Below are 26,122 nucleotides of genomic sequence, written 5' to 3'. Positions count from 1 at the left end.
TTAATTCCTAATATAACCGATAACCCATGCCCCAGATCGTCTCAATATAGTCACGTTCCGAATCTAACTTGGCAAGCTTGCTACGTAAATGACTTACATGTACATTAACTGTGTTCATATCCTCATTCATATATTCTTCACCCCAGACACTTTCGAACAAATTTACCTTTGAGAACACTTTACGGGGATTCATCATTAGAAGCTCTAGAATGGCAAATTCTCTAGCCGTCAGAATCAACTCACAGTCCTTAAAGAACACCCGCTTCGATTCCCTGTCCAATGATATAGAGTGGTATGTAAGCTGTTGGTTCTCCGAAGGTTCTGCTAATCGTTGATATCTTCTTAAAAGAGAGTCCACTCTTGCCGATACTTCCTCAACATCGAATGGCTTCGTAATATAATCATCCGCACCTGCCCGAAGAGTGGCTACTTTGGTTGATTGTTCGCCCTTCGCTGAGATTACGATAATAGGCACAGACACTTTCAATTCACTGATTTGTTCTATGACCTGTTCCCCATTCAATCCAGGAAGCATCAGATCAAGTAAAATTAATTGCCACTCTTGAGAATTAAGGTATAACAGTGCCTCTGTCCCAGAGTAAACAGGCTGTACCTGATACCCGCTATTCCTCATCATCCTACATAATAATAGATTTATATCATTATCATCTTCTGCTACAAGAATATGTATAAGTGGTTTCTGCACACGTTTCAATCTCCTTAAATAGATCTACTATAGTTACACCGTTAGAATATAATATGTCGATAATAATTAAGATGATTTCATTAGCAAGGACCGAACTTTAATTCTAAAGTTCGGTCCTTTTGATTCCTACTTATACAATATCCACTCTATCAATATTTCTGAAAGTGAAGTAGGCGACGCACACACCTATCACAGCTAGCGTAAGGGGAATCGCGATAATAGAACTAAGTGAGAAATCATTATTATTAGAGTTAACCAATGAAACAATGATAAGGGATGACACTATCGTTGTTGGAACTGATTTCTTCCTCATTCCAAAATATAAGCAGATCAAACTCATTCCTGTTGCTGCTAACGACTGAACCACATTATTGATTAAGGCTGTAGTTAGCCAATCATTTGATAGATCATTTGGAACTAAGTTAGCGTAGTTATTAACCACAATGAAAATCCCCGATACAATTACATTTGAAACGATGATCACGACGAATGTTATCCCCGTAATGAGTAGGATCTTAGCAAGAATGATTTTTTTGCGTGGGATCGGGTAAGTGAATAGTACTGAAATGGTATTCTTCTTATATTCATCAATGATTAATTTAGAAAAGAGTACAGCAGCAAAAATAACAAACGTCACTCTTACGAAAGTTCCAATGATTGAGAGTGCTTCAGTTACACCTGTAAAGGCGGGGTCTACCTCTGTCCCATCCATATAAGGTAGTAAGCACAACAATATAATGATACTTAGGTTCGCAATCACTACCCCTCTAAAATACCATCCCATTTTATTCTTCTTCAACTCAAGCTTCATCAAGTTAAGCATACTTCTCAACCTCCTCTATTTGTGTTAAAAAGTATTCCTCTAGCGACGCCGTTTTTTTGTTAATCGATTCGATGGCAACATCATTAAGGATCAATGTTTTGGAAATATCTGATTGCGCGATACCCGTCTCGTAAATACGAATAACTGAATTATCCATCACCTTAAACTTTGTGATATGAAGCTTATTCTCCAGAACGAAAGTAGCCTTCTTATAATCAGGCGTCTTGAGTTCTACATAGTCCGTATTCTGACCTCTTATGGTGTCCATCGGAATCTCTTGAATCAGCCTTCCGTTCTTAATAATGCCTACCGTATCCGCTACCAGTTCAATCTCTCCCAATAGATGACTTGAGATTAACAATGTCATGCCATATTCTTTACTCAACATACTGAATACATTTCTCATGTCTTTCATACCCACAGGATCCAGCCCATTAATGGGTTCATCTAGAATTAATAGCTCCGGCTTCGTGATAATGGATCTAGCAATACCCAACCGTTGCTTCATACCTAGAGAGAAATCTCGAACAGATTTGTGATCGACATTCGTTAAATGTACTAATTCTAACGCTTCTTTAATCGCCTTTTTATTATAAAATCCCATATAAGCACAGTGTAATTCAAGATTCTCGAGTGCTGTCAATTTGTCATAAAACACTGGGTACTCAATGATGCTACCGATCCGCTTCAAGTAGTCTATAGACGATGGGGTTAAAGGCTCTCCGAACATTTCAATATCCCCACTGGTTGGTTTGACCAGGTTCAGTAACATCTTCATCACGGTCGTTTTACCCGCTCCATTGGGACCTAGAAATCCGTAAATCTGTCCTTGATTGACTCTCATACTCACATCCGTTACAACATCTTTCCCTTGAAATGATTTGGTTAAGTGACTCGTACTTAGGATAACACTCATTTTTTTTGGCTCCTTCAAATGTTCTTATCTAAAGAATAGAGCATAACCTTTTCTTTTTTATTTCATAAATCTTAAGAAATCCTTACGAATGAACAGCATACTAATATGTAGCTCGTCGAAGTTGCACGGTAAATGTTGTTTTCTTAAAAGGACTACTATGAAGGTGTATTTGCCCGCCCAACTGCTCAACCAATCTTTTCGTTATGGTTAGACCTAGTCCGCTACCCTGAAATGATTTATTCCTAGAGTCTTCGAGCGTGTACATTCTTTCAAAAACAAGATCATGGTGTTGCTCGTGAATCCCCTTCCCTTGATCCCACACATCGATATATACGTATGCTTCATCACTTCTTAAATTAATACCTATCACTTTCCCATCGGATCCATATCGAATGGCATTCTCCATTAAATTATTCAATATTCGTTCCAAAGCCTCTTCATTCGCGTAGGCATATATCGGTGCTTCTGGTATTTCAATAACAGGTTGAAGATGATTGGATTGAATCACGTCATAGAATGACAGAATACTATTCTTGCACACCCCATTCATGTTCACACGCGTGACTACCCAATCTTGGTCGTCTGACTCTAGTTTAGCCAAGTCAAAAAAATCATGAACCAATTTAACGATTTCTTGCGCCTTTTGATGAAGCATTTTTAATAGGCGTTCTTGCTCTTCCTTATCTAAGTTAGGGTCATGTAGAATCACTTCGATCGTCCCGAGAACGACGGTTAATGGGGTCTTAAGATCGTGGGAGACATTAGCAAGCATTCGTCTCATTACCAGTTCTGTTCGCTTATAATTTGCCGTTAACTCTTGGTTAGCATCCAGCAACAAGTTCATCGCCGTTAATAGCGATTGGATAGTTACATCGTCCGTCACTCGCATGAGCTTCTCTGATGAGGCATTCTCCACTATAGACGTTAGTTTACTGTAACAGTATTTCAAGTCATCTGTTCTTCTCTTCGCAGTTATATATTGAAATGTAATGATTATCACTAATATAAAAATAATACTAACAAGTAGAATTATCATACTAGAAATCTCCTAATCTATAGCCAATTCCCCACAATGTCTTAATATATTTTGGCTCTGAAGGGAGGTCTTCAATCTTCTCTCGTAATCTTCTCATATGTACGTTAATGATATTCTCATCCCCATAATAGGGCTCATCCCACACCGATTGATAAATGTGTTCTTTGGTAAATACCTTTTTGGGATTCGCCATAAGAAGCTTGAGTATGTGTAACTCCTTAGAAGTTAACTTTATTTCTTGTCCATTCTTGCTAAGCGTTAGATTATCCATATCCATGGTCAACTCATGAATCTCAACAATATTTACTCTTTGATCAACAGGAGTATTCTTATGATAACTCGCCCTTCTAAGCGCAGCCTTGACTCTAGCAGAAAGTTCTATCATCGAAAAAGGTTTAGCAATATAGTCATCCGCTCCAAAACCAAGTCCTAATGCTTTGTCTACTTCACCATCTTTAGCAGATACAATCAGAATCGGAATTAGACTCTTATCTCTAATGATTCTTAAGAAGTCCATCCCACTTAATTTCGGAATCATCAGATCAAGAAGAATCAAATCGAAAGGTTGTTGGGCAAAAATCTGTACTGCCTCTTCCCCATCCTGTGCATGAACAACGGAGAACCCTTCCTTCTCCAAGTAACTCACTACCATTTCAGCTATTGAAGGCTCATCTTCTACAAGTAATATTGATTCAGTCACTTCATCCCCACCTCTCTATGACTTGTTATATTCAAGATTGTATCTCACTTCTAACACATTAGCACCCCATGATATGGAATGTTGTGTGATGATCGTATCAATACCCTAACTTGTGAAAATCAAACAAAAGCCTTCCTAATCGAAGGCTTTTAGACAATCACGGAAGCTATATATTTTTCCGACGAAATTTCTTTATTAATACATCAGCAAGTAATGCACACAACGAAGTAACAAATAAGTAAATCCCTATCATACTTATTCCAAGACCTTCATATTGTCCTACTAATATACCTATCGGGACTAAGAATATGGATACAATCAAAATTACTACGAAGATGTACTTACTTGGATTCTTTTTAACTATTCCCTTCACTTCTAGGTACTCAAACATAAAGACAATTAAGATTGCGACTACAACTGTCACTGTATATATGAACCCAAATTCCAACCCATCACACTCCTCACTTTGAATTATTAACATTATATTGTATTTTATGGTAATTAGATAATTTAAAGTTCATTACCCAAGTATTATGCCATCTAAAGAATAATCCCTCCATATACTGGTTAGGTTCGTAAGGATACGATTAAACCATTGCATATTTATTATGGAGGTCAATTTATGAAGAAGTGGACCATCATTACAGCGACAACTCTTGTCGTTATCGCCTTAGCAATCACGAGTTATTTATTAAGTAACCGAGAAGCGCCTATTTTTAAGTTTGAAGCAGAAGATGGCATTCTCAATGGGGTAGAGAAAAGTCAACAAACAGCTAACTTCTCTGGTCACGGGTATGTGACTAGCTTCGATCAACCTGAAGATGCTCTATCCATGAAGTAATTGCCCCTAAGGAGGGAATGTATCAGTTGAGGATTGGTTATAACGGCCCTAATGAAGATAAACAAAGTACGATATCTTAACGATCATCCTTTTGGTGATATTAGATTGCCCCCTACGATGGGATTCACAGGAATGAAATATGGAAGAGTTAAATTAAAAGAAGGAGATAATGTATTCACATTAACGACTGGATGGGGTTGGTACGATATTGATTACGTCAAAATTCAAAAGACATCTTCCAAACCAGAGCATCAAGCCATCGATACGCTTGTTAACCCCGATGCTTCATTGGAAGCATTAACATTACATCAATTTTTAATAGATAACTATGGTAAGCGTATATTATCGGGACAGCAGAACCTTATAGATGCTCTAGAACTCAAAGCTGAATATGGTAAGCTTCCAGCTATGGTTGGATTCGATCTTATCGAATACTCCCCTACTAGAGTAGCTAATGGATCTAAATCTTGAGAAGTGGAGAATATCATACAATGGGATGAACTTGGCGGAATATCGACGCTTGCATGGCAATGGAATGCACCTACAGACTTGATCAATTCGAAAGAACAACCTTGGTATAAGGGTTTCTATACGGAAGGGACAACATTTAACATTGAACAAGCTTTAGCTAACCCAGAGTCAGAAGAATATAAGCTTATTCTGAGTGATATTGATGCTATTGCTATACAGTTAAAACGTCTTCGAGATGCTAATATTCCTATCCTCTGGAGACCCTTACATGAAGCCGAAGGAGGATGGTTCTGGTGGGGTGCCCAAGGTCCAGAGCCTGCCAAAAAGTTATATAGACTTCTATATGATAGATTAACAAATGTTCATCACATCAATAACCTCATCTGGATATGAAATTCTGAATCACCAGAATGGTATCCTGGTGACGATGTTGTCGATATTATCAGTGTTGATTCGTACCCTTCCGCTTCAGAAAGTATATGATCACCCCTATGTCATTACACTTGACAAGCTACGCGACGTATACACGTATAGGTAGACTTAAACATACCTATGATCAATTATAAGAGGTTGACCCGTATCCTAATAAAACTTATAATTCATATATATACTAAAATATGGTTTATTACTAGAAGGTCTTACCATGGGAGTGTTAAGTTGATGGAACATACCACTACGATCCGATCAAGAATAGAAGAATATATAAGACAATCAGGAATTGACCTACACATGTTCTCCGAAGCCTCCAACATGGACCCGAGAATATTAAGTGCTTTATTGACTGATAACTCTCCAATATCTATATCCGTTGGACAACTAGATCTCATTACTTCTGGTATGGGACTCACTGAAGGTGACTTATACGACTTATATGTTGAGTCTTTTGTAACTACTCCTCCGCACTATGATAATCTAAGTGTGTTTATGCTACGTTGTGCGGAGCTAAAGAATCATAGTTGTATCACTAAAGTTATAGGTTATCTAGTAGATATAAATTTGAAGTCATCTATATTTGATATAGCCGAATTCTTGTTTGAGCACGGTCAGCACGATGCTGCTGCTCTCATGTACGAAAACGTTATTGAACATGAAGAATTGAGTCATTCGGAACGCTTAGCAATTAGTTATTATAGACTCTTTCAGATTTATAGAAAAGATGGACATAAGAGCTTCATGATTGCAATGCAGTTCATTCCGTATCGTCATCGATTGCCCGATGACTATGCTCTAGACGGACTATTATTGCTCACTCAACTGTTTGCAGTTAAAGAAAAATGGGATGATGTCGAGAATTATTCTGATGAACTGAGTCAATTGGCTGATACGGTATACCAAAAGCAGCTGCAGTGGAAAGATCCTGAATTCAAACCTGCTCGTCCTCTAATATATTACTATGGACAGGCTCATTTGTTTAAGGCGGGTTCTTATGAGCATCGTGGAATGTTCGAAGAATCAAAGAATTGGATTCCGAAGTATGGAAATATCCAATGGTCTCAAGGATTAGATGAAAAGGATGCCCTGGAAATAGAACAATTTAGTATGTTTGCTAAAGCTAACTTATTATCCATTGAAATTAAAGAAGGAAATCTAACAAGAATTGTAGAATACTTAAATTTCCTCCAACAACAACCTAATGAAATTGTATATGGTTTGACCACTTTACTTGAATCCGCTAATCGAGTTAATCTTTCAGTTGACGAATATCTCGATATATTTACAGATCAAATTGCACAATATCGAATTGATCATAAAAAGGGTATGTGCCATGAATCCACTTCATATTTCTATATGGAGCCTTTTTACACTTATCGTTATCATGTATTTTTCCAAACATATGCTTTATACTGTTTTAAAAAAGGGCTTCCTAGAGAAGGTCTAGAAAATATCCTGCAGAGTTTTAGACTTTCATTCACTATAAATAACAAAGATGGTATGGTGAACAGCATGTCGTTATTCGAAATGAATCGTCAACATGCAACCGAAGAACAAAAATTAATCTATAGTGGAATATGTAAGGAGGTGTGGGAACATGAAGAAAATTTACGTCCGTATGGCGACGCAAGTAATGATGTTTAGCTTTCTAGGAGCTGGTCTAATAACATTATTCTCTCACGGAATGGGAGTTTAAACAAACTAAAAGCTGTCCACGAAGTCTTTAAAGACTTCGTGGACAGCTTCTTTTATATATACTATTCTTTTCTACTTATTCATTTAACTCCGCTTTTTTGGACGCCTTTGATTCTACCGAAGTAGTAACGGTTATAGGCGACCATTCTGCAATAACGGTCTGTCCATGGACAGATACACTTCCCTCAGGCGATAAATCCTTCTCTGTCATTATCCCAAGCGCAATCGTGAACTGATTTAACTTGATTGGAATGTTCTTTTCGCGTCTGATCTCTACGCCATTTAGATAGAATACCGCTTCATCCTTAGCACGATTGTAAGTGATTTTATAGGTATTAAATTCTCTTGGTTTAAAGTTAGTATCTTCTTTAAAAATGCAGAAGTATCGTGTCTTGTCAGACGGAGGCACTTCAACACCTGGAAAAGGAAGAATACCAAACACACTAGCATACTTATCATTTCCAGCAAAGAAGTCAAGCGCTGCACCGGTTGTGAAGTCCAACAAATTCAGAGAGACATACCCATCGTATAGGTCATTCGGAGCTGTATCCTGTGTACGAGCACGGATATCCAGTTCGAAGCTCACTTCACCCGTCTCAGGTACTTCTACTGGATCCACGGAGTAATACATATGTTTGGCGTTATCCAGAATCTGAATGTGATCGTTTTGTCGACTTAATGTAGCTCTTGCATACAGAATCCCATTACGTACAATTACGACAGCATCTGGCTCACGATACTCCCAGAATGTTCCGTCTGGAAGTGGGAATCCACCCATTTTCCATACTTGGCCTTCATCCAGAATCGTATGAAAGTCACCAATGACACGTTGTTGTTCCATCTTAAGTCCCTCATCTCATATGATTTGATATTTCTAATATTGAACAATAATCCCTTGAATAATCATGACCACAATAAGGATGAAACCGAATCGAGTAGTTGCTTGTACGGAGCCCCCCATTAATGGCAGATAAGCTCTTGATGGATTGTGATCCTTCAACTTACCATAAACACCGTATATCGGTATCAGAGCCAACCAAGCGATTAACGCATAATAGGGTAATGCTCCCACTAGAATAGCTAATATTAGAGAAACAGCAGCGATGAGTAGGAGTATCTTGGAGAATCGAAGCGCTTTGGCTTCCCCCCATACAACGATTAATGTCTTTTTACCGGCTTGGAGATCTAGCTTCCAATGTAAGAAATGATGATTAAATAATACTAACGTGGTAAGGAGTCCTATCGGCAATGATAGAACAAAGGCACGGACATCCATATGTGACGTCTGTACATAGTAAGCTCCCATCACGGGTAAGACACCAAAGGAAATCAAAATGGCAATTTCACTATAACCCTTTCCTCTATATCCTAATCGAAGTGGCGGTGCAACATAGAAATAAGCGATCAACCCGCCGAGAAGACCGAGAACTAATGCCCACCAACCACTAAAGAGGCTTAGAATAACGCCAGATAATATCGCTAGCCCGAATAACGCCCAAGTTACGATCGTATAGACACGAACACTCCACATGCCATTTGTCAGGTAGCCAGAGTGACTAGTTATCGCATCTACCTCTTCCTTCGCAACGGTATCTGCACCATTCTTATAATCCCACAAATCATTAATCATATTGGAAAATAGGTGTGCAAGACCTGATCCTAAGAGTGTTAAGAGGAACAACCAACCATTAAACATGCCATCCCATACCCAGCCTCCAATCGCCCCTAATGCAACTGGAACCAGCATAACCATAACAATCGAAGCACGTGATGCTTTCAAGAACTGTCTGAACTTGTTCAAACCATAGCCTCCTTCTGTTTAAGATACTGTCCAAACTAGGTCAGCTTGTCCATTTATCTTCTTTACAATCAACTTGAAAATACCGCCTACACAACATATCGTAGACGGATCTTTGAATTATTATCTTCAATTAAAGAATATCATATATTGTTGAATTTTGTCTTGTTGCGATATTTTTCCACATCAACATGATGGTTATTATTATGACTACAGAAGTCTCTCATATTTACTAAATCCGTTGACTTCACCCTTATATTCGTACCCACATTGGCTATAAAAGGAATTTAGAATTGCATTATCACTCACACAGTCGAGTCTAATTCGATCCTTACCAGCAAATTGGACTCCACTTTCAATCCAACGCATAATATCTGCGCCAAGGCCTTTTCCAGCGTAACCACGATGAATAGCCAGTCTATGTACAAACACAGCAGTGTTCGAATGTGCTTCGTTCTTTCCCCACAAACCCCGATCCCATTCGCTTACTCCCTGCTTAAGAATGACAGTAGCGACGCAATTCCCATTCTCTTTAAAAGCATACACCTCACCACGCGAAATCGACCCCACCATGTCATGACTATCTTCTCCCTGCAATAGACCACTCCATTGCGTGGAACCTTTACTTTGCAACCATTTAGCGGTCCCAATGAGGATATCCATGATATCTTGTGTATCCTTTAATTCTGCTTGAGAGGCTAATACCCTCTCATTTACTGATTCATTCATTATCATTGCATTCATGTCCTCCATCGAAAGTTAGTGAAAATAGAGCTAGGCAAAAAACTTCGGTCGATATCCATATCGACTTCCGTTTTTCGCCTGTTTATCTAATGGTTTTATTATAAGATAAATGCTTTTGAGATAATAACTAATAATATAAAGAGGACTAAAATCGCACCTGTAGATCCGCCTAAACCTAATCCTCCGAACCCTCCAACTCCACTCATGATTCATTCCTCCTCTGAATTAGAATACATCATAGCATATTCAGAATGTTCATGATGGAGAGGGCTAATCGGCAATGAATTGTTGCAAATGTCCCGTAATTAGGGCTTATGTTTGTCCAGTTCTAATTCATTTACGATAGCCGAAACTAATGGTTCTAATGGATTAAGAATCGTTCGTGAAGTCATATGTTTCATTTGTTCAGCGGCTTCCACCATGGACAATTGAGCAACGGAGATGACCCTCTCCTCATTCTTAATTACCTCATGTAAGTACTCCGTTATTTTAAGATTATACTCTTCATTCTTACCTTGCATGATGTAGTCAAAAGCATCTTGAATGACGATCACTTCCACATCCAGCGTTATCCCTACACGGTTAGCGTAGTCATGAAGGCGTCTCATAGTTCCCTCTACTGTTGCTGGATTCGTAAAAAGAATCATTTGAGATTGCTCGATGTCGCAAATTTGATGAAAGAAGGGTTCATCAATTTTAATAATAGGTAATGATATCGACGATGTGTCTTCTGGCAACATGGCAATATAATTTGTACAAGTCATAAGAATAGCGTCCACTTTGCTACGTGCAATCCATTCTAGTTGCTCTTTCACCTTATCCTCGGCATCTGCACGTTGGAAACTCTCATCAACTGTAACACGATACATTAACGCAGGATCTACAAAATGAACTAATTCAACGTCATACTCCGAAAGTGCTTGTTCTACATATTCAATATTGGAATAATGCGCATGTAAGCAGCCGATTTTCTTCCTCAATTATATCACCCACCTTTTGTTAATCTAGATTAGATCATTATATCATCATACAACCTCGTATCACCTTTTTATAGCAACAAAAAAAACAGCGACACCTAAGTGCCGCCAATCATCAAAACTATATCTTAACCTTTAATATTACTTTTCTAACTAGGACTTTCTCCTGAATAGCAATCCCAGTCATGTGTCCATCTTGGGGGTAACATACCAATACATCTCCTGCATATACAGCTACAGCAGAGTTGACTTCTCCCGTGAAGAATACAGCATCTTTATCTTCATTGTAGGCTTCTTTTACCGTAAGACGATCAATCTGCTCATAGCCGATCTGCTCGCTACCCTCAATTATATAATGAAAGTCCAGATATTTCTGATGGGCTTCCCAGAAGCACTCTTCTTCATTCTTCGTCTCATATTCAGCAACAACATAGAAGATATCATCATTAACTTGATGAACACCAACGGACTGTTCCGAGAAATCCGTTTTTTTAAGGAATTGCACTCCTTGATGAATCTTTGAATCCAATGGATTCTGTTCCAGAAGATAACTTAAGCGATCAACAATCATCTTATATCCCCCTTAGCGTACCAGCCATCCGCCATCCACAGCTAGAATATGTCCATTCATGTAATCGGATGCTTTACTCGACAAGAAGACAACAACGCCCATAAGGTCAGATGGATCTGCCCAACGGCCCGCAGGAATGCGAGATAGAATTTCCTGATTACGAACCTCATCACTACGAATAGGTGCTGTATTATCTGTCTTGATGTACCCTGGTGCAATCGCATTGATCTGAACGTTATGAATCGCTAGTTCATTAGCGAAGGCTTTGGTAATCCCTGCAACAGCATGTTTGCTTGCTGTATAAGATGGAACGAATTTGCCACCTTGGAAAGATAACATAGAAGCGATGTTGATAATTTTACCGCTCTTTTGCTCCACCATGATTTTAGCTACTTGTTGACTCAAGAAATACACGGAGTCTAGGTTAATTGCCATCACAGCATCCCAATCTTCTTCTTTGTACTCCAGTAGAGGTGCTCTACGAATCGTTCCTGCATTGTTTACTAGGATATCAATCGTGCCGAAGGCCTTTACACATTCACTAACAACAGAAGTAATGGCTTCTTTCTGCGTAAGGTCTGCTTGGTGAAAAACAACTTTACGACCTTCCTTCTCGATCATTTCTCTCGTCTCATCCCAGTTCGTATCATAAGTAACTACGAATAGATCTGCCCCCGCTTTCGCTAATGCCACTGCATAACCTTGACCTAGACCTGTATTTCCTCCTGTAACAATCGCTATCTTACCTTTTAAATTGAAAAAATCCAGTGAAAATTCATTTAAATTCATACTATGTTCCTCCTAATGGCTAATGGTGATATTTCATTTATTTGAAGTTGTGATCTCTTGAAATTTGGCTACATACTGTGCAGCTAGTTCAGTTATAAGGTCATAACGATCATCTTTGGCAGGTGCTGTTAAGTTCCCACCAATACCCACTGCGATACAACCATTACGAATCCACTGTTCCATGTTGTTCAGATCTACGCCCCCTGTTGGCATGATCTGGACATGAGGCATAGGTCCTTTAATAGCTTTGATATAATCAGGTCCGAAGGCGCTACCTGGGAATAATTTAAGAACATCAACTCCCAGCTTCAACGCTTCTTTCATTTCATTTAGAGTCAAGCAACCTGGCATATAAGGAATACCATACAGATTACACATCATAGCTGTCTCTTCTTCAAAAGAGGGACTCACCACAAATTCAGCACCAGCCAATATAGCAATTCTAGCTGTTAATGGATCAAGTACCGTACCCGCTCCAATTACCGCCTTATCTCCATATTTTTTAGCAAGAATCTTGATAGCCTGATCTGCATCAGGTGTTGTGAAGGTTACCTCGATGTTATTAAGGCCTCCCGCAATACAAGCCTCAGACATTTGCACCGCTGCTTCGGCCGTATCTGCTCGAATAACAGCAACAACTCCAACCGATGAAATATTTTGTAAAACTCTGATTTTCTTCATTTCGTGTACGTCCCTCCCCTATTCAAAAAGATTAGCGAATCTCGTCCATCGCTACGGCATCCATATCTTTGTACGTGTAGTTCTCTCCTGCCATTGCCCAAATAAATGTATAATTGTTCGTCGCTGTTCCACAATGAATAGACCATGGAGGAGAAATAACAGCTTCCTCATTCTTCATAACGATATGTCTTGTCTGCGTCGGCTCGCCCATCATATGGAACATTCTCGCTTGTTCGTCCAATTCGAAGTAGAAATATATTTCACTACGGCGATCATGAACATGTGTCGGCATGGAGTTCCATACACTACCTGTTTGAAGTGCTGTCATACCCATACACAATTGACAACTCTGAATACCGTCTTCATGGATATATCTGCGAAGAACACGACTATTTGCGGTCTCTGGTGTACCTAAGGTTTCTGCTGGTACATCCTTGAACGATTGTTTTTGAGTTGGATATGTCTTATGTGCTGTAGCGGAAACCACATAAAACTTAGCTGGGTTTTCACTTGAATCGCTTTCAAACATAACCTCTTTATTCCCTAATCCGATGTATAAACAGTCTTTCAGTTCTAATGAATACGACTCGCCATCCACCGTCACCTTACCACTGCCGCCAACATTAAAAACACCCAATTCACGGCGTTGTAAGAAATAGTCAGCTTTAATCTCATCATATCCTTCTAAACGGACAGGTCCATTTACGGGTAGAATCCCCCCAGTAATCATTCGATCTTCAAGCGTATAACACAATTTCACTTCATCTGGAACGAATAAATCCTGAACCAGATAATGACTGCGTAATTCTTCCGTAGTAAAAGACTTCGCTTGTTCAGGATGAGTAGCATATCGTTTTTCCATAGCAACAAATTCCTCCTGTTTAATTAAAAGTTTAGTAAACTTTATAAATATGTTTTGTGATTACACTTGAAATACTAATTATAAGAGTCATATTAGTCAATATCATTTTTCACTATATTATTTTTATTTATTTATGCATATATGATAAACCCCTTATATATCAAGGATATTTTCATGAAATAAGAATTGATTTATTTATTTAAAGTCGTCAACAGCAGGAAATGTAATTGTTAAAAACCGATTTATGTGATAATTTCTAAATGAGCATTTTTGAATGCGATTTCATAAATCGAATTACTAAATTTTTTTTGCGATGGATAAACAGGAAGTACTTTGTTGATCTAATACGATAAGGAGGCATTTATAATGAATACTCATTTGGATGTAGTTACTTTTGGAGAACCTATGGCGATGTTTTATGCCAATGAACCCGGACCACTGCATGAGAGCAACTCTTTTTCCAAAGCACTTGCAGGTGCAGAAACGAACGTAGCGACAGGATTGTCCCGTTTAGGATTGCATGTGGGTCTAGTAACCAAACTAGGTGAAGATAACTTCGGTAGATTCATCATAGACGCTCTAAACAAAGAGAAGATTGATACCCAAAGTGTAGCATTTACAGAAGACTATCCGACGGGGATGTTAGTGAAATCTAAAGTTCTTACAGGCGATCCTGTTGTAGAATATTTCCGTAAGAATTCGGCTGCATCTAAATTAGATGTTTCTGATTTCAATGAGAATTATTTCTCTTCAGCCAGACATATGCATATGACGAGCATACCCGCAGCCTTATCTCCAGAATGTCGCGAATTCTCTATCCATGCTATGAAGTTCATGAAGAAGTCAGGAAAGACGATCTCCTTCGATCCTAATCTTCGTCCTAAATTATGGGCTGATACGGAAACGATGGTGAGTACCATTAACGAGCTAGCTACCCAATGCGATTGGTTCCTTCCAGGAATTAGTGAGGGTAGAACATTAACTGGATTGGAGAAACCAGAAGATATTGCTTCCTATTATCTAGACCGTGGCGTTTCGCTCGTCATCGTTAAATTAGGTGCTGAAGGAGCTTACTATAAAACAGCCGATCAAGAAGGATATGTACAAGGATTCCCTGTTGCAGAAGTCGTTGATACCGTTGGTGCTGGTGATGGATTTGCTGTAGGTGTTGTCAGTGCGATGCTTGATGGACTTTCGTTTGAGGAAGCAACACAACGTGGAAATGCAATCGGTGCACTTGCGGTCATGTCACCTGGAGATAGCGATGGATTGCCTACTCGTGAGGGTTTAGAGACATTTATGAAGAAGTAACTAACTAATTAAGACTAGTAAATAATAGGTAGGGATGCTAAATCAAGATTCTGGCGCTGTGGGAGTCACGTTAGCTGGAATTTCTCCTGCTAAATCGAATGGTATCCGCTATAGCGACTCGTATACGCCACTATGCAGGGAAACCTCCAGTAACTTATTACTTGTATCACACTTGGTGCAATTTAAGTCACATTAGCTGGAGGTTATCCTGCTAATTCGGATGGTATCCACCACAGCGACTCGTATTCTACTATAACGGGGAAACCTCCAGTAACTTATCCCCTAGTACCGTGCGAACTCTTGTTGGTTCGATGCTCGATGCTCGATGTTGGATGTTGGATGTTGGATCATTAGTAGGATCAAGGTCATAAAATTAAAGAGTGTTTGAGCAGAAACAACCTTCCGCCTAAACACTCTTTTATCATTTAAAATATATTCAGATATGTCCTAGTACATACTCGCCTAGTTCATATCTGCTTCTATGGTCTTAACAGACTTTCCTCTGTGTAATTGTGGGACGAAGCGATAGATGATCGGCACTGCTGTGCCCGTCTCTTCGATGCATTGAAGTAATATTTTGGCGGCTTGCTTGCCCATATCGTAAGTTGGTTGGCCGATGGTTGTAATGTTCGGGTTATAAATATGAGCAAAGTCAGCATCATCTATACCCATAACCGATATGTCCTCAGGAATCTGTATATTATGTGAACTGGAGTATTTCAACATCTCAGCGAGCACGATATCATTACCTGCAAGGATCGCCGTAGGTGGTTCCTGCATTCGAAGCAATTGCTCCATCGTCTTCTGGATATCTTCCTTCGGGACACTTCGGATATATTCTTCTCTGACCGTAAGGCCACATTCATCCATCGCTCTCTTGTATCCGCCCAATCTTTCCACCCTTGGAGTGATACGATGTGTCTCATGTGGCAAGGTAATTAGCGCAATTCGGTCATGGTGATGGTGTACCAACTCTTGAATGCCGATTTTGACAGCCATTTCATTATCTAGAAGTAAGCTATGTGTCGTGACCTGCTCAACAAGTCGATCCAGAAAGACCATTGGGAAGTTCTCAGCGATAAGTCGACTATAGGCTGCAGCATTATTCCCCGTTGGGAAAATAATCAATCCATCTACCTGGCGAGCTACCAACATCTCAATATATTTACTTTCTTTCTCCGGGTTCTCATCTGCATTGCAAATAATGACCTGTACGCCATGAGTTTGAAGCTCGCTCTCAATAGCTCTAATACACTGGATTGATAGGGTATAGTCGATATTCGCCACAATAACACCGATCATATGCGTCCGATTATTCTTTAGACTTCTGGCAAGCCCATTAGGCTTGTAATTTAGTTCATCCACAACTTCTTCAATTCTCTTTTTCGTGGAGTCACTCATATATTTGTATCGTTTATTTAGAAATTGTGACACAGTGCTCTTAGATACTCCTGCTTTCTGTGCTACATCATCAATCGTTAACTTCTTCATATCTTAAGCTCCTTCTTATCCTAAAAGGAAAACCATAAACAACTTTATAAAAGTATATCTTTTTTTTAGTAAATTTACCATAACAACTAGGACACACCATCCCCTATAGCCTCACTCGACGTATTTAACATCTTTTTTACAATTGTATGAGCTAACGTTAATCATCAACCGATAAAATACATTTATGATCCATCCACATCCCCGATGAACGTTAAATGAAGGAGACGACATTATGAAGATAGACTTTCATTTTCATCTAGAACAAGGAACTTATTCCCTAGAATGGCTTAAACGTACAGGATTAGCACTAGAACAAACTTCAAGAAATCATGCCCATCCGACAGAGCCCGAGTCACGTGCCTGGATTGAACATATCAGTAGAAGTTTAGCCCGCAGAATGAAAGAAGGATGTTATTCAGAGGATTGGATTACTAGATACTTAGAACAAGGACGCAAGAAAGGAATTACACAATTTGGGGTCGTTGATCATTTGTATCGTTTCCAAGAGTTCAAGGGTTATTACGAAGAATTCATGTTGGTTGATGATAGTCCACTAGGCAGAATGCAGCGAAAATGGTTGGACCTCGTATGTACTTACTCTATAGAAGATTATTTAACGGGAATGCGGAATGCAGCAAGATTCTATGAAGAATTATCTATTGGGGTTGAAGCTGATTATTTCCCTAGCAGTCAGGAGAAATTGAAGGCTCTTCTTGAACCGTACTCGTTAGATTATGTCATCGGTTCAGTTCATTTTCACGAAGGATTGAAGTTGGATCAACCCGAAGTACAGAATAAGTTGGCGAGTTACGACCCATCTTTGCTGTATATACAATATTATCACACTATCATTGAAGCGATACACAGTGGTATTTTTCAATTCATGTCTCAATTGGATCATATCACAATGTTCAGTCATACACCTCCAGAAGAGGAACTAGCCGTTCATTATAACGATGTAGCTGCTGCCCTCTGTATTGCCGATGTCGCTACAGAGATAAATACAGGGTTAGCCTATCGCCATCCAGCCATGGAAATAGGTCCAAGTGCTTCATTTTTAACTATTCTAAAAGATTATGACGTACCGATTACACTCGCTTCCAATGCTCATTATCCGGATGAATTAGGAACGATGCTCGATGATGCCATCCAACTTCTTCAACAAATCGGATATGAGGAAATCGTCTATTATAAAAATAAACAGCGACTCACGGTCCCCTTATCTTCACCTTCAACGCTTCCGCTTGTTACCCTATCTTAATAGCAGGATTCCTATGAAGACGATAAATACATGTGTGAATAAACTGTACGTTAAATATAGCAAAACAGGATACTCTTCCTTCAAAAGATCGAGGAAGAATATCCTGAAATGGAGGGACTACTTATTTATTCTCACTTCGGAATTTTAACCAGTACGTTATATACGACATCTTGTTGCAGGTCCTTGATGATGCCATCTTCTATATATTTGCCATTCACATATACTTCGGTTGTTGTAACCTCGGCATCTCGCTTCATATCGATATGCAGTTCTGCTCCTCTAAACAACCGCTTAACAGTAACCTCTTGCCACTCAGAAGGTAGTTGTGGCTTAATATGAATTCCTTCTGGACTGCCCTGTAATCCAAAAAGACCATCAATTAAACAGCGATACACCCAAGGAACCGTCCCTGTATTAAATAAATGACTGGATCGCCCAGCGGTATCCGGAAATTGTCTATAAGCACCACGATAATAATTGGGTATAAATACAGGCAATTGACCTCGTCTAATGATATCTTCTGAGTCTGGCCCTGGAATCATTTTTCGAAGTAGACGATACGCATTATCCTTCCCTCCTACAGCGTAGAGCCCATAAATATAAAATGCCGCAGCATGATTATATACCGCTCCATTCTCTGCCGTTCCCGGGTGTTTCTGCGTTACTCTCCCAACATCCTCTCGCATCACTGTGTAGGATGGCGCTAGCTTCTCCACACCATACGGAGTCTCCAACTGTTCCTCAACAGCCTGAATCAGCTTCTGTTGCTTCAATTCATCCGCAGCACCGCTGAGTAATGCCCATCCTTGAGGATTAATGAATATTCTACCTTCCTTATCTTCACTAATCCCAAATACAACATTGTCATCCGTTATGCCGCGTGCATACCATTCTCCATCCCACAAATACTGATTCACTACAGCATTCGTCTCTTCCGCAGCCACTAAGAATTGCTCGCTAATATTGGATCGGCCACTTCTACTAGCGATATCAGCCCATATCATAAAGGCATATGATGTAGCAATCGTTAGCCACCCGGAAACCCCTTTTCCTTTGTAGCCAACCATATTCATGGGGTCACACCAATCGCCTTGATTAATAAAGTTCAACCCTCGCTCATCCCGATCGTTCATAAGCCAGTGCATCGCACGGTTGATATGTTCGAAGACAGATTCGGTTTCCACACTATCCGCAAAAGGAAGCATTTCATCCAATACCGTATAATCATTTGTTTCATCTAAGTAGGTACTCAAACAGATCGGTAACCACACGCAATGATCCGTATGTGGGACTTGGTTAATATATTTCAGCTCCGCACCTTCGTACAGAATGATGCCGTCCGGCATGGATCCGTTTGCTTTTTGTTGGCTTAATGCTGTTAGAAAAGCATTTCTTGCTATCTGGGGTTTAATATAACTCATTCCCATATTGTCTTGAAGGTAGTTCCGAGTCTGAGGATCCGTTGAGAGACGGTTGGTCTGACCATGATAATACATTTGGCGCGGTAGCCAGTGGTTCACGAATTGATCGAGATCCGCATCTGGCGTTGTAATCTCAATACATCCTCTGCCTTCCTGTATGTATTCAGCATATTCCCGTTCAGCCAAAACAAAACCATCCTCACCCCTAGCATTCTTATCTAAGAAATAGCTTTGGCGGATTTGAGCAATCTCTTCCTCTGTTCTAGCTGGACCAAATATAAACCGATAGGCTTGTTCCTCACCCGGATCCAGATCGATTCTGTATTGCAAGGCAGCAACGGGCAATTCATAGCGGGATTCCCCTTTGGACAATGCTTCATTTTGGATCGCTGATGGGTTATGAATACCCCCTTCTCCTTCGAATGCCTCTTGGTTCACTTCCCATGCGAAAGGCTCTTGCTCTGCTAACAAAAATGTTTTATCTTTCAGGTTTTTGATCTTATCGTAATCTTGATATTTCTGATATGGCGTAATCGCAGAGCACACGATCCCTTGCAGATCTTCCTTGTACTCGCCTGATTGATTCATCCATGACATATAGCCTACGGTAAAATAAGGATAGATACTTAACTTCCTTTTCGTCTGCGAAAGGTTCGTCACTTTCACACGCCACAGTTCCATTGGATCCTCTTTAGGTAAACTCAGACTCATTTCGATCAGGATATCATTACTTTCAATTTTCCAGACAATGTTATGTTCCCCTACAGAAAATGTATAGTTATCAGGGAGTACGCGAACAGGCTCATACGGTGCAGAGAAAATTTCACCACTCACTTCATCCTTCACGTACACGAAACGGCCAGGATGATGCGCATAATAAGGTTGCTCAGGTTGCATGAACGTCTTGGCTTCCAAATTGGGTGCATAGGAGTACTTTCCAGGTTCCGGCTGCATAAATTGTGCCACAGCATACCCACGACAATTCATATGTATCATCATATTTTCATTCCACAAAAAACCTGAAGCCTTTGGAAGAACTGTAGGACTCGTCAATTCAACATATTCATTATTTTCAGTTGCTCTTATCATCAACGTACACCTCTTTATTTAGTATTTTAGAGAAAATTATTATTAAGTCCATTTAACTCAACGAATGATCAATGATTACCCTTTCATTTCATGGATGTAAATCCCCTAAATTATACTTGTCTTCAAACAATATTGCACCCTTCGCATCAGGACTTATTCGTAATCATGCAACAAATAAAACCACGAACCCCAACGATGAGTTGAGTATTCATGGCTTTTTCATGATCTTCGTTAGACTTTCTTTATAAATATTTCACTTAAGTCTACCGGTTCGTTTTCAAGAATGTTAATCCTTCTTCATAATTCTCCCAGTGTGTTTCAGTAGTATGTAATGATTCTCTTGTTGTTCGTTTAAGCTGCATTTTGGCTATAGTACCTGCAACAATAACGGCAGCCCGTCTCATTCCAAAGTTCTTTAAAGCCTTTTGATGCTCGACAAGTTTGGCTTGGGATTCTGGCATGAATAGTTTTACACTTCTCACGTCCACAATAACATCAAAACTACCCCCAAGTTCTTGTGCGAGGGCCTGAACCTCACTGGTCACTCTATCGAAATCTTCCGAATTGGCTTTAGCATCCCATACAATCTCAATGATTCCAATAGTACGATCTAATATATTCGTAGATGACGTACATATCCCCCTATAGTTGCTTATTCTGTATACGATTTAATTGCAGATATATCCATTGAGTATAACAGTATGGGTTGTCGAAGGATAGATTATATTCCCGAAAATAATAACACTCACGGTTAGACCGAGACATGGGTCTCAAGGCTATCAAAAAAGAGAAAACCAAAAAAAGCAAAGCCTCTGGGCTTCGCTTCTCTTGTCTTCTCTTGCCTTGTCTTGCTTTAACCAACCTGTTAATTTCTGTTAATTGCTGTTATTCAGCTTTCACAAGAATCTTCACTTGATTTTTTTCTTTCAAGAGTGCTTCAAATCCCTCTTCAACAACTTCATCAAGTGTAATTCGTTTCGTTACAAGCTTCTCAGCAGAGAAGTAGCCTTGAGTCATCAAGCTAATAACGGCAGGGAACACGTTGCGATAACCGATAATCCCTTTCATGGTACGTTCCATCATCACAATATCATTAGGTTTAATAGACGCTTCTTTCTCGAAAATGCTGACGATCATTAATTCGCCGCCAACTTTTGTCGAATTAAGAGCCTGTGTAAGAACAGGAGGCACACCCGTAACTTCATAAGCAACATCTACCCCACCGTTGGTACGATTGTGAATTTCTGCAACGACATCATATTCTTTAGGGTCAATGACGATTGCGCCAAGTTCAGTCGCTTTTTGCTTCCGTTCAGGTGACAACTCAACAGCGTAGATTTCTGCTGCGCCTGAAGCTTTCAACGCTTCAATAACGAGCAAGCCGATTGGACCTGCGCCGAATACGACAGCTTTATCACCAACTTTGAATTTGCTTTGACGAACAGCATGAAGCGCAACTGCGGAAGGTTCTACAAGTGCACCTTGTTCATAGGATACACTATCTGGAATTTGGTGAACCATATATTCTTCAGCGTTCACGTATTCGGAGAAACCACCGCCGCCGCCTGCAAGTCCAAGGAAGCCCATGGTAGAGCAAAGGTTATAGTAGCCTTCTTTACAAGCATCACATTTACCACATGCATAGATTGGTTCTACAACGACACGATCACCCACATTGACTTTGGTTACACCTTCGCCAATCTCTACTACTTTCCCGGAAAATTCGTGTCCCATAACGATAGGTGCTTTTTCTCCAGTGATTGGATGTGGTGTGCCCTCTGGAATAAAGATTGGACCTGCTGTATATTCGTGCAAGTCGCTGCCGCAAATACCGCACCATTCGACTTTAATTTTCACTTTACCTGGTTGAGCTGTTGGTTCTTCAATGTTCTCTAGACGTAAATCTTTCTGACCATGCCATCTTAATGCTTTCATTTGTGTCATCTCCCTAGATAAGTATAACCACGAATAATACGCTATAATTATGGAAATATAATAACTAATTCGGAAACGTTTCCATAAATAATTATGTCACTATATCAACATATTGTCAACCGAAATGGTGCAGTAAACATGATAGTATTCATATAATTCCCAAGTATGTTATACTTTAATTCATATTTTATGTATACTATTGTGGAAACAATTTCATACAGTTAAAGGAAGTGCTGGGATTGGCAAATAATAAAGTTACGATAGAGGATGTAGCTGCTCGAGCAGGTGTTGGAATCGCAACCGTGTCTAGAGCTATTAATAATACAGAGGGTATAAGTCCGAAGACAAAAGAAAAGGTGCTGACAGCTGTCGAAGAGCTTGGATTCGTTCCTAATTCCTTTGCACAAAACTTAAAGTTTCGTCAAACCAAACACATCGCCTTGGCTGTACCTGATATTCGCAACGCTTTTGTTCCGGAAATTGCTTATTCCGTTGAACAAGCGGCGAAGCATTATGGCTATCGTGTTGTTCAGATTAATACATTAGGGAATATAAGATCAGAGTTAGAGCTACTACGTGATATGAAGAAACTTCATGTGGATGGCCTTATTATTTTACCGCTTGCTTATCCCAAAACCATGAAAGATCTCATTAATAAAGCTAATCTTCCAATCTCCATCATCAATTATGGCAAGACATTAGAATCTGATGTTAAGGCCGATATTGTAAGTCTCTCCACACCCGAGGGCAGACTAGTCATGGAACATTTGCTAAGTATAGGGAGAACGAGAATTGGGTATGCTGGTGCTCCAAAAGAAATCATTGAGGAAAGATTCTTTGCCTATGAGGATGCACTAGATCAGATCGATCGATCATTAATCTATTTTGGGGATGACTTTTCTCTGCAGACCGGAGCTAAAGCAGCTGATTATTTTGTTAACCTGACGCACATTCCAGATGCGATCTACGCCGGAAATGATATGGTCGCGATTGGGCTATTGAATCGCTTCAAAGAACTAGGTATTCGCGTGCCAGAGGATATTGCTATCGTTGGCGTTGATAACAATTTATTGTGTACGATTACGACTCCAAAGATCAGCTCCGTCTCCATCATGGGTGCGGAGGTTGCAAAGGTGGCAACAGAACTGCTGTTACAACGTATAGAAGAACAGAAAAGGGGCCTTTATGAGAGGATACAATTCGAGCCAAGACTCATCGTTAGAGAGTCTAGTTTAAGCCGAACGCGTACTACGCAGTATATTGAATAGAGTGGAATGAACCTACATTCAAATATGTAGAGCGCCATAAATGTGTATTGCTAACTACACTCATTTACGACGCTCCCATATTGGAAATTATTGACTAAGTATAGGATGAGTCCTAGGAATAAATATCCATGTCAACGAGTTTACCTGCTACATATGTGTAGTCAACCTTTGAAAGCCCAAATCCTTGCATTGTTTCACTTACTTGAAGAACTTCCAATGCGGGTACAGTCCATTCTTTTTTAGTCATATTGTTCACCTCCTTTCAAGTGGTCTATTTCTTATTTCAACCTTTGGAGAAAGCGATGTGCGATTAAGCTTCGCATGAGGTATTGTACATGTGGATCCTCCGCTTGCTCTGGCTTAATTGTTGATCCTACCCGATCAAGTGAACTCTTTACTTGATCCATATTCAGATAGGAAGAAGTCAATTCATCACTGTATGACAATCGAATCTCTTCTTGGACAGCGTTCCAATTCGGAGCAATGCGATGTACCCAATCCATCCCTTGAGCACCACGAGTTCTCTGATTCAATCGAACTTTATCCGGAAGAACGTTTTCTGTTGATCTACGAATAAGAGAACGACCGAACCCATTATGGACGTATTGACTGAACGGAACTCCCAAACAAAATTTCACAACTCTCGAATCGCTAGTAGGATCTCGTTCCCATATCCCATAACGATAGGATAATTGGGCTGATATGGTACTCTGCATATTGAGAATAGACAGATTACCGAAGAAACTTTGTCTCTCATTCATAATTTGAACCGGAGATTCTCGCAGACCGACATCGTAATGCTCTAACTTCTCGTATATACCTGATTGAGCTGCGAATTCTGGATGAATAAGAGAAGGAACAATAGGTTGGAACTGAGAGGTTACCTTTTCTGGGAAAGCTTGCTGGCGCACCGCATGGATAATACGCTTCCTACCTATCCTAAGCTGTTTCCCATAATCCGATATTCCTTGGTACAATCGAATCCAACTAAGTCTTTTTAATAGCAAAGCATAGTAACCGACTGCCGAGCCCCAAGATACAGAAAAATTCCCCCTGACTCCTGTCAGTAACACACCTACTCCTTGCTGTGCCGCTTGCTGCTGAATACTTTTAATCCAGAATGAATTTTCTAAATTTTTGTAAGGTGCGTGAAGTATATCTAGCCAGTCATCAATCTCTGACAATGGACTCATTCCAGGAAAATCAAGATAATTCGCTTTTATATTCCCTACATAATCCACAACAGATTGTATATAGGGAGTTTCATCAGCAAATATGTTGCGAGATGTCCAATCAACGAAATCACGCGAGGGAATTGAACTATAAGCCTGTAAACATTTCCCTTCCTGCTGCAGCATCCCCGCTGCAAATCCTGCAACAGATCCAGAATCAAGTCCGCCACTTAAAGTAACGCCAACTTGCTTATAGGTCCGTAATCTTGACCGTATCGCTTCCTGATATATTTCCTGAAATGCCTCAACATACTCTCCATCCGTTCGATATGATATATCCTTCGTATCTGTAACTAGTGATCCATATTGCGTGAAAGAGAGTTTACCCTCATATAAGGTAAATGAATGTGCAGGTGGTATTTGCTTAATATCCTGATAAAATGTTGTATGTACATTAACTGCATCCAGTAACGTGGGAATCGCCAGAAATTCTGCGAATCTTTCTTCACACAGTCGCTTAGGTAAGTTACTTAAAGAAAACATGGGTTGTATGACACTACAGAATGCAAAGCGCTCTATATTGTGGGTATAATAAAGTGTGCGACTACCCACTAAATCCCGAGCACCAAAGAGGGTGTGGCTACGCCGATCCCATATAACAAAAGCAAAGTCTCCTATTAAATACTTTGGTGTTTCTTGGCCCCACTTGACATAAGCAAGAACAATTAATTCGCTATCTGTCATACTTAATCGTATGTCCCGCTTCACATTCAATCTCTCAAAAAGTTCATAACGATTATCGATAATGGCATCGGCTATTATGGCTACCCCATACTCTTCATCCCAGTAAGGAAGTTGTTCATGAACTGATTCTGGCGTAATCCATTGTGAGCGGCATCCGAGAATAGTTGAACCTTGAACCCACGTATCGAAGTCATCTCCTGGGAGATCTCGAATCGCATCCATAAAAGGGGCGACTTCATTGGGAGAAATAAAAGGCTTGTCGAATTCTATAACTCCTGCTATAACGCTGATGTCAACCGCCTCCTATCTATATTGATACAATTTGTATCATAAACGAAAACCTATTATTTTACAATTGTTTTTTTCAGAAAATTTTTAAATATAGTAT

The 26,122-nt window shown here is 39.8% G+C and carries 26 protein-coding genes and 1 pseudogene; 6 read left to right on the top strand and 21 right to left on the bottom strand.

Translation table 11 applies throughout. The features are described 5' to 3' along the window. Positions 1–7: 7 nt before the first annotated feature. From AC1D69_RS04305 to AC1D69_RS04280, 6 genes are all read right to left on the bottom strand, one after another. A complete protein-coding gene (locus AC1D69_RS04305) occupies positions 8–706 on the bottom strand; it encodes a response regulator transcription factor (protein WP_495454924.1) in 699 nt (232 codons plus the stop codon). Between the two features lie 130 nt (positions 707–836). Beyond that, positions 837–1,529, bottom strand: a complete 693-nt coding sequence (locus AC1D69_RS04300; RefSeq protein WP_495454923.1) for an ABC transporter permease — start codon at positions 1,527–1,529, stop codon at positions 837–839. After that, positions 1,522–2,445 carry an ABC transporter ATP-binding protein gene (locus AC1D69_RS04295; RefSeq protein ID WP_495454922.1) on the bottom strand — a complete coding sequence of 308 codons (924 nt, stop codon included), beginning with the start codon at positions 2,443–2,445 and terminating at the stop codon, positions 1,522–1,524. Before AC1D69_RS04295 ends, AC1D69_RS04300 begins: the two co-directional genes overlap by 8 nt. 100 nt (positions 2,446–2,545) lie before the next feature. Continuing rightward, positions 2,546–3,481 carry a sensor histidine kinase gene (locus AC1D69_RS04290; protein WP_495454921.1) on the bottom strand — a complete coding sequence of 312 codons (936 nt, stop codon included), beginning with the start codon at positions 3,479–3,481 and terminating at the stop codon, positions 2,546–2,548. 1 nt (position 3,482) lies between these two features. Further along, on the bottom strand, positions 3,483–4,133 hold the full coding sequence (locus AC1D69_RS04285; protein ID WP_495455289.1) for a response regulator transcription factor: 651 nt from the start codon (positions 4,131–4,133) through the stop codon (positions 3,483–3,485). Between the two features lie 214 nt (positions 4,134–4,347). Next, entirely contained in the window at positions 4,348–4,629 is a 282-nt protein-coding gene (locus tag AC1D69_RS04280) for a YesK family protein (RefSeq protein ID WP_495454920.1), read from the bottom strand. 174 nt (positions 4,630–4,803) lie between these two features. On the opposite strand from AC1D69_RS04280, the gene AC1D69_RS04275 reads away from it, so the two are divergent. The 3 genes and pseudogenes from AC1D69_RS04275 to AC1D69_RS04265 all read left to right on the top strand — a co-directional run bounded on the left by AC1D69_RS04275 (position 4,804) and on the right by AC1D69_RS04265 (position 7,569). Continuing rightward, complete coding sequence (locus AC1D69_RS04275) at positions 4,804–5,022, top strand: hypothetical protein (RefSeq protein WP_495454919.1); 219 nt, start codon at positions 4,804–4,806, stop codon at positions 5,020–5,022. A gap of 51 nt (positions 5,023–5,073) precedes the next feature. Next, positions 5,074–5,886: pseudogene (locus tag AC1D69_RS04270) on the top strand (glycosyl hydrolase). Positions 5,887–6,153: 267 nt separating this feature from the next. Further along, positions 6,154–7,569, top strand: coding sequence for a helix-turn-helix domain-containing protein (locus tag AC1D69_RS04265; RefSeq protein ID WP_495454918.1), 1,416 nt, complete (start codon positions 6,154–6,156; stop codon positions 7,567–7,569). Between the two features lie 127 nt (positions 7,570–7,696). On the opposite strand, the gene AC1D69_RS04260 is transcribed toward AC1D69_RS04265, so the two are convergent. The 9 genes from AC1D69_RS04260 to kduI all read right to left on the bottom strand — a co-directional run bounded on the left by AC1D69_RS04260 (position 7,697) and on the right by kduI (position 14,042). Beyond that, positions 7,697–8,461, bottom strand: coding sequence for a DUF6081 family protein (locus tag AC1D69_RS04260; RefSeq protein ID WP_495454917.1), 765 nt, complete (start codon positions 8,459–8,461; stop codon positions 7,697–7,699). A 33-nt stretch (positions 8,462–8,494) separates the two neighbouring features. Further along, positions 8,495–9,421, bottom strand: a complete 927-nt coding sequence (locus tag AC1D69_RS04255; protein ID WP_495454916.1) for a prenyltransferase — start codon at positions 9,419–9,421, stop codon at positions 8,495–8,497. 207 nt (positions 9,422–9,628) lie between these two features. Beyond that, the gene (locus AC1D69_RS04250; RefSeq protein ID WP_495454915.1) at positions 9,629–10,162 is read right to left on the bottom strand and encodes a GNAT family N-acetyltransferase; all 534 of its coding nucleotides are present in this window, start codon (positions 10,160–10,162) and stop codon (positions 9,629–9,631) included. 98 nt (positions 10,163–10,260) lie between these two features. Then, positions 10,261–10,368: a YjcZ family sporulation protein gene (locus tag AC1D69_RS04245; protein WP_495454914.1), complete on the bottom strand. Its 108-nt coding sequence runs from the start codon at positions 10,366–10,368 to the stop codon at positions 10,261–10,263. A gap of 99 nt (positions 10,369–10,467) precedes the next feature. Then, positions 10,468–11,142, bottom strand: coding sequence for a hypothetical protein (locus AC1D69_RS04240; RefSeq protein ID WP_495454913.1), 675 nt, complete (start codon positions 11,140–11,142; stop codon positions 10,468–10,470). 118 nt (positions 11,143–11,260) lie between these two features. After that, entirely contained in the window at positions 11,261–11,710 is a 450-nt protein-coding gene (locus AC1D69_RS04235) for a NanQ anomerase/TabA/YiaL family protein (RefSeq protein WP_495454912.1), read from the bottom strand. A gap of 12 nt (positions 11,711–11,722) precedes the next feature. Further along, a complete protein-coding gene (gene kduD, locus AC1D69_RS04230) occupies positions 11,723–12,499 on the bottom strand; it encodes a 2-dehydro-3-deoxy-D-gluconate 5-dehydrogenase KduD (RefSeq protein ID WP_495454911.1) in 777 nt (258 codons plus the stop codon). 33 nt (positions 12,500–12,532) lie between these two features. After that, on the bottom strand, positions 12,533–13,180 hold the full coding sequence (locus tag AC1D69_RS04225; protein WP_495454910.1) for a bifunctional 2-keto-4-hydroxyglutarate aldolase/2-keto-3-deoxy-6-phosphogluconate aldolase: 648 nt from the start codon (positions 13,178–13,180) through the stop codon (positions 12,533–12,535). 31 nt (positions 13,181–13,211) lie between these two features. Continuing rightward, a complete protein-coding gene (kduI, locus tag AC1D69_RS04220; protein ID WP_495454909.1) occupies positions 13,212–14,042 on the bottom strand; it encodes a 5-dehydro-4-deoxy-D-glucuronate isomerase in 831 nt (276 codons plus the stop codon). A gap of 366 nt (positions 14,043–14,408) precedes the next feature. Between kduI and AC1D69_RS04215 the strand changes: the two genes are divergently transcribed. Then, positions 14,409–15,353: a sugar kinase gene (locus AC1D69_RS04215; RefSeq protein ID WP_495454908.1), complete on the top strand. Its 945-nt coding sequence runs from the start codon at positions 14,409–14,411 to the stop codon at positions 15,351–15,353. Between the two features lie 462 nt (positions 15,354–15,815). Here AC1D69_RS04215 and AC1D69_RS04210 read toward each other — a convergent pair whose 3' ends face one another. After that, positions 15,816–16,844, bottom strand: coding sequence for a LacI family DNA-binding transcriptional regulator (locus AC1D69_RS04210; RefSeq protein ID WP_495454907.1), 1,029 nt, complete (start codon positions 16,842–16,844; stop codon positions 15,816–15,818). A gap of 232 nt (positions 16,845–17,076) precedes the next feature. Here AC1D69_RS04210 and AC1D69_RS04205 point away from each other — a divergent pair, with 232 nt between their 5' ends. After that, a complete protein-coding gene (locus AC1D69_RS04205) occupies positions 17,077–18,105 on the top strand; it encodes a PHP domain-containing protein (protein ID WP_495454906.1) in 1,029 nt (342 codons plus the stop codon). A gap of 131 nt (positions 18,106–18,236) precedes the next feature. Here the strand turns inward: AC1D69_RS04205 and AC1D69_RS04200 are convergent, their stop codons facing one another. From AC1D69_RS04200 to AC1D69_RS04190, 3 genes are all read right to left on the bottom strand, one after another. Next, positions 18,237–20,615, bottom strand: a complete 2,379-nt coding sequence (locus tag AC1D69_RS04200; protein ID WP_495454905.1) for a GH36-type glycosyl hydrolase domain-containing protein — start codon at positions 20,613–20,615, stop codon at positions 18,237–18,239. 263 nt (positions 20,616–20,878) lie between these two features. Next, positions 20,879–21,160, bottom strand: a complete 282-nt coding sequence (locus AC1D69_RS04195) for a hypothetical protein (protein ID WP_495454904.1) — start codon at positions 21,158–21,160, stop codon at positions 20,879–20,881. Between the two features lie 340 nt (positions 21,161–21,500). Next, a complete protein-coding gene (locus AC1D69_RS04190; RefSeq protein ID WP_495454903.1) occupies positions 21,501–22,550 on the bottom strand; it encodes a 2,3-butanediol dehydrogenase in 1,050 nt (349 codons plus the stop codon). A 239-nt stretch (positions 22,551–22,789) separates the two neighbouring features. Between AC1D69_RS04190 and AC1D69_RS04185 the strand changes: the two genes are divergently transcribed. Continuing rightward, positions 22,790–23,818: a LacI family DNA-binding transcriptional regulator gene (locus tag AC1D69_RS04185; RefSeq protein ID WP_495454902.1), complete on the top strand. Its 1,029-nt coding sequence runs from the start codon at positions 22,790–22,792 to the stop codon at positions 23,816–23,818. 112 nt (positions 23,819–23,930) lie between these two features. Here the strand turns inward: AC1D69_RS04185 and AC1D69_RS04180 are convergent, their stop codons facing one another. Further along, positions 23,931–24,065: a paeninodin family lasso peptide gene (locus AC1D69_RS04180; protein WP_495454901.1), complete on the bottom strand. Its 135-nt coding sequence runs from the start codon at positions 24,063–24,065 to the stop codon at positions 23,931–23,933. A 31-nt stretch (positions 24,066–24,096) separates the two neighbouring features. After that, positions 24,097–26,004: an asparagine synthase-related protein gene (locus AC1D69_RS04175; protein ID WP_495455288.1), complete on the bottom strand. Its 1,908-nt coding sequence runs from the start codon at positions 26,002–26,004 to the stop codon at positions 24,097–24,099. Positions 26,005–26,122: the final 118 nt, after the last annotated feature.

Source organism: Paenibacillus sp. Y301, assembly GCF_059445505.1.
The sequence above is the reverse complement of the archived record's forward strand: the minus strand, read 5'-3'. Positions and strand labels throughout refer to the sequence as shown.

Excerpts from the sequence above, each read along its gene's own strand:
- AC1D69_RS04235 (WP_495454912.1), bottom strand. The coding sequence starts at position 11,710 with ATGATTGTTGATCGCTTAAGTTATCTTCTGGAACAGAATCCATTGGAT.
- AC1D69_RS04190 (WP_495454903.1), bottom strand. The coding sequence starts at position 22,550 with ATGAAAGCATTAAGATGGCATGGTCAGAAAGATTTACGTCTAGAGAAC.
- AC1D69_RS04285 (WP_495455289.1), bottom strand. The coding sequence starts at position 4,133 with ATGGTAGTGAGTTACTTGGAGAAGGAAGGGTTCTCCGTTGTTCATGCA.
- AC1D69_RS04250 (WP_495454915.1), bottom strand. The coding sequence starts at position 10,162 with ATGAATGCAATGATAATGAATGAATCAGTAAATGAGAGGGTATTAGCC.
- AC1D69_RS04205 (WP_495454906.1), top strand. The coding sequence starts at position 17,077 with ATGAAGATAGACTTTCATTTTCATCTAGAACAAGGAACTTATTCCCTA.
- AC1D69_RS04265 (WP_495454918.1), top strand. The coding sequence starts at position 6,154 with ATGGAACATACCACTACGATCCGATCAAGAATAGAAGAATATATAAGA.
- AC1D69_RS04180 (WP_495454901.1), bottom strand. The coding sequence starts at position 24,065 with ATGACTAAAAAAGAATGGACTGTACCCGCATTGGAAGTTCTTCAAGTA.
- kduD (WP_495454911.1), bottom strand. The coding sequence starts at position 12,499 with ATGAATTTAAATGAATTTTCACTGGATTTTTTCAATTTAAAAGGTAAG.
- kduI (WP_495454909.1), bottom strand. The coding sequence starts at position 14,042 with ATGGAAAAACGATATGCTACTCATCCTGAACAAGCGAAGTCTTTTACT.
- AC1D69_RS04245 (WP_495454914.1), bottom strand. The coding sequence starts at position 10,368 with ATGAGTGGAGTTGGAGGGTTCGGAGGATTAGGTTTAGGCGGATCTACA.
- AC1D69_RS04275 (WP_495454919.1), top strand. The coding sequence starts at position 4,804 with ATGAAGAAGTGGACCATCATTACAGCGACAACTCTTGTCGTTATCGCC.
- AC1D69_RS04295 (WP_495454922.1), bottom strand. The coding sequence starts at position 2,445 with ATGAGTGTTATCCTAAGTACGAGTCACTTAACCAAATCATTTCAAGGG.
- AC1D69_RS04200 (WP_495454905.1), bottom strand. The coding sequence starts at position 20,615 with ATGATAAGAGCAACTGAAAATAATGAATATGTTGAATTGACGAGTCCT.
- AC1D69_RS04300 (WP_495454923.1), bottom strand. The coding sequence starts at position 1,529 with ATGCTTAACTTGATGAAGCTTGAGTTGAAGAAGAATAAAATGGGATGG.
- AC1D69_RS04215 (WP_495454908.1), top strand. The coding sequence starts at position 14,409 with ATGAATACTCATTTGGATGTAGTTACTTTTGGAGAACCTATGGCGATG.
- AC1D69_RS04260 (WP_495454917.1), bottom strand. The coding sequence starts at position 8,461 with ATGGAACAACAACGTGTCATTGGTGACTTTCATACGATTCTGGATGAA.
- AC1D69_RS04225 (WP_495454910.1), bottom strand. The coding sequence starts at position 13,180 with ATGAAGAAAATCAGAGTTTTACAAAATATTTCATCGGTTGGAGTTGTT.
- AC1D69_RS04290 (WP_495454921.1), bottom strand. The coding sequence starts at position 3,481 with ATGATAATTCTACTTGTTAGTATTATTTTTATATTAGTGATAATCATT.
- AC1D69_RS04210 (WP_495454907.1), bottom strand. The coding sequence starts at position 16,844 with ATGAAGAAGTTAACGATTGATGATGTAGCACAGAAAGCAGGAGTATCT.